This is a genomic window from Haladaptatus sp. (assembly GCF_049589095.1).
GTDB lineage: Archaea > Halobacteriota > Halobacteria > Halobacteriales > Haladaptataceae > Haladaptatus.
The window spans coordinates 1-5278 of record NZ_JBAWAC010000377.1; the positions used below are offsets into that span (position 1 = coordinate 1).

Sequence of the window (5278 nt, forward strand, 5' to 3'; positions counted from 1 at the left end):
CTATCTCGATTCACCCAATTGTATACCGATGATTGATTTTTCCCTATTTTCTCAGCTACTGGTTTCAGGTACCCTCGTTCATCGGTTGCTGAATCAAAGAGGGATTTAATCCTCTCAGCTCCCAGTCCACGAATCATCAACTCGTCGTTGGTAAGCGAACCAAGGTAAAGAAATTCCTCTAGGAGGTCGAATTCGGCGACTTCACCGTCAAATTCGATTTTCTTTGGAGCAGGTATCTCGTCGCTCACTTTGATATCTCTCGCTTCGATTTCTTCAATCCCGCTCGGTGTCCATCGTCTCATCGAGTGGTCGGGAGTCACCGTAATTTGCCGTCCACTTCGAGTTTCGATTTCGACCAGATGATTCGGTGCCGGATGTTTCGAAACCGCTTCGATAGGTTTCCGGACGACGTCCCCTGCCTCGTCTATCGACGGAACAAGAACATCTCCATCTAACTCCTCAACCAACGTGCCGAAATCATCCGTTCGCGGCTCTTCCAACCGCTCTTCGACCAACTGTCGAATTTCGTCGTATCGCCACTCCTCATCCTCATCTCGATACCATACCTTGGTTTCCGGGTGGAAACAGTTCCGTCGCTTTGCCGCGTGGAAGTACGGATGTGCGTACCCCACCGCCGCGCTCGTGAAGCCGATGACGCGGCCGACGACGGCGGCGGAGGTGTGGGGTGCCATCCCGAAGACGAGTTCGCCGACCAAGTCCTCTCGCTCCTCCATCTCGTAGAACGGTTCGAGTCCGTAGTAGTCCTCGAGGAGTTGGTCCACGAACTCGGCGGTCTTGAGCAGGTGGACGGCCGCGCCGTCCGAGAGGACGATGTCCTGTACACGCAACTCGACCAGTTGGTCGTCGTGTTGGAGCGGTTCGCCGTGGATGTCCTCCTCGTAGCCGAGCGCGCGGAGTTGGTCGGCTTCCACGTCCAGTTCGGACGGCCTGACGGACGTGACCGGCAGGTCGGTCATGTCGTAGCGGATCGTGCCGTCCTTGAACGCGCTCACGCCGTGTTTCGCCCGGAGAACGCCCTTTTCGATGGGTTCGGGCGTTTTGTGCGCCGAGGTGAGTCCCTTGACGCCTTTGAGCGTATCGAAGACGTTCGAGCGCTCGCCGACCGATTCGAGCGCGTTCCGGAACTCGTCGTTCATCTCGATGGGTTGCCACTCGACGCTGGTCGCCTCGACTTCACACCGCGGGCACTCTGCCCGGCCCGCTTGATCGGGTTCGACCCTCGTTTCGCAGTCGGGGCATCTGTACACCGGATACGTGTTGCCGCCACACTCCGGACACTGGCATTTGAACGTCTCCTCGCCGCAGTCCTCACACTCGCGTTGTCCGATTTGGACTTCGATTCGTCCGCGCTTCCCGGACATCCCTTCCGTGTGGGTCGCGGCTTTCGCCACGTCGCGCTGGTCGCCGCCGGCCTCGCCGAGCGGGAAGAGCGTGTGGACTGCGGGACTCATCTCGCGTTTTTCGGATTTCTCGGGCCGACCCATCCGGTTCCCGATGCGCGTAGGTGCGCGTTCACGGACCTCGAACAGGGCGACTTCGTTGACCGCTTGGATAGCGTTGTCCCCTGGTTCGTCCTCGCCCCACTCGCGAGCTTCCTGTGTTAGTGTGTCCCACGCACGCGTAAGGTCATCAATACTGATCCCCAGCGATCGAACGAACGGTTTCCACACCGGTATCTCGATGTCCTCTCCCTGCCTGTGCTGAACGAGGAGATGTTCGAGCGCCGTTCGAATCGTCTCGGTGTTCGAAATGACGAGGGTTCCGTCCCGTATTTCGCCCGCTTCGACGGCCTCCGCCAGTGTCTCGAACTCGGCGACCGAGATATCGTGCCAGAGATGGGTGTACTTCGGGTGGAGCGGTGCGTCGTACTCGGTCGCCCAGTCGAGCGCTTCCTCGGGGGATGGGTCTTCGAGGTCGATACGGGGGTTATCACGCATCGCCTGCACGTTCGCACCGGCGTGTTCGAAATCCTGTACCCACCACTCGAAGACGTAGGATGCGGGGGGGAGCGGATGGTTGTTCTCGACGAATTCACCGTAGTTGACCAGATACTCGCCGAGGTCGATGATCTCCACGACGCCGTTACGAACTTCGAGCGCTTCCTCGGTGTCGTCGATTCGGCGCACGTCGCCGTTCGCCAGTTTGACCGTCGGTCCTTCGATGGTATCGACGGGGATGACGCCGCCCGCTTTTCCGGGGCGTTCGGTCTTTATCTGCGTTCCCGTCGCGAGGAAATCGTCCACGATGTGCATCGTCGCGGGTTGCACGCCCGCCGTTGCGAACCCGTGGTTCCGCGCCCGACCGTATCGGAGGCGGAAGCCACCGGGTCGGCAGGGGTGTGTAAAGACGGGCCGTCCGGCGATGAGGTCACGGAGAAACTTCGTGGCTTCATCGACGCGCGGCGGACCATGCAACTCGTGGGTTTCCGCTTCTTCTCCCCCTCCCTCCTCGGCTTTTTCGTCGTCCGCTTCGCCTTCTCCCCCCTCGCTCTCGTCCTTCTCCTCTTCTCCGTCGTCCTTTCCGATGGTACCGTCGATGAGGTCCTGCAACCACGGCCAATCGATCTCGTCCAGGTTTCGGGTGTAGCGCTGTATCTTCGGCGCTTTGAGCGCGATACCTTCCGCCATGACGAGACACATTCCACCACGGGCGCTGTTGGTATCGACGCGGTCCAAGTCGCGGAATCCGGATACCTCCTCGTCGCCCGTCGCCTCCCCGTCCAGCATGACTGGCATGTGTTTGGCGATGAATTTCGACTCCTTGTCCTTCGGCGAGTACTGCAATCCCGTCTCCGAGTCGTAGAGGTTGATCTCCTCGGCGTAGCGTTCGATCTCATCGTCGCGGGCCTGATACTCCCCCACCCCGAGGAGTGCTCGCGTGTAATCCGCCACGAGAACCGACAGCGCCTGTGCGGTCCCACCTGCCGAGCGAATCGGCCCGGCGTAGTAGACGTTGACGAACTCCGTGCCGTCGTCGTTATCGAGGAGCTCCACTCGGTCGATTCCCTCGATGGGCGCGGCGACGACACCTTCGGTCAACAGCGCGACGGCAGTCCGAACCGCACCCTCGATCTTCCCGGCACGGGTCTCGTAATCACCGACGTTCCCGTCCGCGAAGTCCTTTGCCAGTTCCAGGGCGGCCTCCTCACGGGACATCTGGCCTTCGAGTTCGCGTACGCGTTCGGCGACGTTCTCGATGCCGAGGATGTTCTCCACACGGTCGGCCATGTCCTTTGCGACTGGAATCTCGACTTCCGGTTGCGGGTCGCCGCTGTGTTCCTTGGCCGCCTCCGCCACGTCAAACGCCTCGTCGAGGCGCGATTCCAGCCGTTCGAAGTACTGTCGGTCTTCGTCCCGCATGCTACAGCCAGAGGTCCAAATCGGTCGGTTGGTCGCGTTCCCGAACGAGCGGTTCCTCGAACGTTCGCATGTACAGTTCCCCGGCGAACACCGTCGCAGAATCGAGGTGTCCGGCGAGCGTCTGTCCCGAACGTCGCGAAAGGACGGCGTGCGTGTGTGCGAACCGCTCGCCGTCGAGTAGCGAGATGTTGCCGACACAGGACGCGACTTCGAGCGGTTCGTCGAACTGCACCTCCCGATACTCCTTCTCGTCCTGGTCGTAGTACCAGATGTCCGCGTCCTGCACCGCGCCCATCGCGATGAACCACGCAGCGTCGACGTCCTCGTCGTCGGCAAGCGATTCTATTTCGGCGCGCCAGTCCGCACCGTGTCCGAGCCGGGCGACGAACTCCTGTTCACTGGCAACCTCCCGATAGTCCATGTCTGCATGAAACCGCGTGGGGAACAAAAAAGGTTCAGTCTCGTCCCCTCGCCCTACGGGTCGTCGGTACGGTTAGCTTTCCGACGTACGGTCATATTTCCTGTCTGTATTTCTACTATTTTCTGTAGCTGTTCAGTAGGAACGAAAACGGGGGATCACGGAAAGAGGGCTGTTTGAGGGTCGAAACTGTTGGGGAACTACTGCCAGTCGGGGAGGGATGCAGTGTCCGTTACTCGCATGCAAATCCATGCATCCTCGCGGGATACATCTGCGATGACGAGTCGCTCCGTCTCTCCGTCATCGTCCACCGAGGCCATAACCTCGGAGTCGTTTGCAACCGACACCGACACTGCTGCCGTATCCGGCGTCATACTTTGAGAGTGTGTACCAAGGAATATAAGCGCACCGAAACGCTGATACTCAATATTATTTCTGATATGAATTTCTGAAAAAATGACTGGACTGGGTGGGTGTAGCGTTTGTAACGAAAATAATAGAACGTTACTCGGCCGATTTCACCGCCGTCTTTCATTTATCAATGATATCATCTATGACAAAAATAGCGAAAAAATCCGGGTTGAATATAATCCCGAATCTGGCGAACTGTGCAATAAACCCGCCGTTTACCGCCGTAATGGTGGCAATCCCAAACGGTAAGTTTATCCACTATGATACACAAGCCGTTGATGGATGACAGATACTGACAACCTAACCCGTCGGCGGTTCCTACAGGCAACCGGGGGTGCGGCATCCGCTGCCGCACTCGCTGGCTGTACTGGTGGCGGTGACAACAACGGTGACGGCGACAACACGAGCAACAACGGCGGCGGTGACGGCACCAGCAACGGTGGAGGAAACAACGGAAACGGTAACACGCTCCAGCTGCTCAACTCCACGATGACCACGCTCGACCCGGTCAAGGCGACCGACACGGCGTCTGGGACGGTCATTCAGCAGGTCTTCGACGGCCTGACGAACTATCCGAACGGCGAGATTGCGGTCGAAAATCTGATCGCTGACTCGCACGAGGTCTCCGACGACCAGAAGACCTACACGTTCAAACTCAAGGAAGGCGTGAAGTTCCACAACGGTAAGGAAGTCAAAGCGAAGGACTTCATCTACTCCTGGCGTCGCCTCGCCGAATCGAAGAACTCCCGTCGACAGTACTTCGTGCTCGACTCCATCGGCATCAAGCACGAGGAGACGACGAAAACGTACAAGGACGACGACGGCAAACACGAGCTGACCGTCGCAAAGGCGGACTCCCTCGCGATCAAGGCGCCGGACGATTACACGCTCGAAATCACGCTCGAAAAGCCGTTCCACGCCACGCTCGAAATGCTCGCCTACACGTCCTTCGCGGCGATTCCGGAAGGCATGATCGGCGACATCGACGGCTACGATGGCAAGGTGAAACAGACGAAGTTTGCGACGAAGAAACCCATCGGTGCCGGCCCGTTCGAGTTCGACCACTGGC

The 5278-nt window shown here is 58.9% G+C and carries 4 protein-coding genes; 1 reads left to right on the forward strand and 3 read right to left on the reverse strand.

Annotation, left to right across the window (positions count from 1 at the left end):
- From WBV42_RS11825 to WBV42_RS11835, 3 genes are all read right to left on the reverse strand, one after another.
- Positions 1–3380 (reverse strand): DNA polymerase II large subunit (locus tag WBV42_RS11825; protein ID WP_423986215.1); only part of this gene is annotated, 3380 nt, incomplete at its 3' end.
- A 1-nt stretch (position 3381) separates the two neighbouring features.
- Positions 3382–3801, reverse strand: coding sequence for a PPC domain-containing DNA-binding protein (locus tag WBV42_RS11830; protein WP_066140167.1), 420 nt, complete (start codon positions 3799–3801; stop codon positions 3382–3384).
- Between the two features lie 197 nt (positions 3802–3998).
- The gene (locus WBV42_RS11835; RefSeq protein ID WP_423986216.1) at positions 3999–4172 is read right to left on the reverse strand and encodes a DUF7556 family protein; all 174 of its coding nucleotides are present in this window, start codon (positions 4170–4172) and stop codon (positions 3999–4001) included.
- Between the two features lie 319 nt (positions 4173–4491).
- Between WBV42_RS11835 and WBV42_RS11840 the strand changes: the two genes are divergently transcribed.
- A partial coding sequence (locus WBV42_RS11840; RefSeq protein WP_423986217.1) for a peptide ABC transporter substrate-binding protein occupies positions 4492–5278 on the forward strand: 787 nt, incomplete at its 3' end.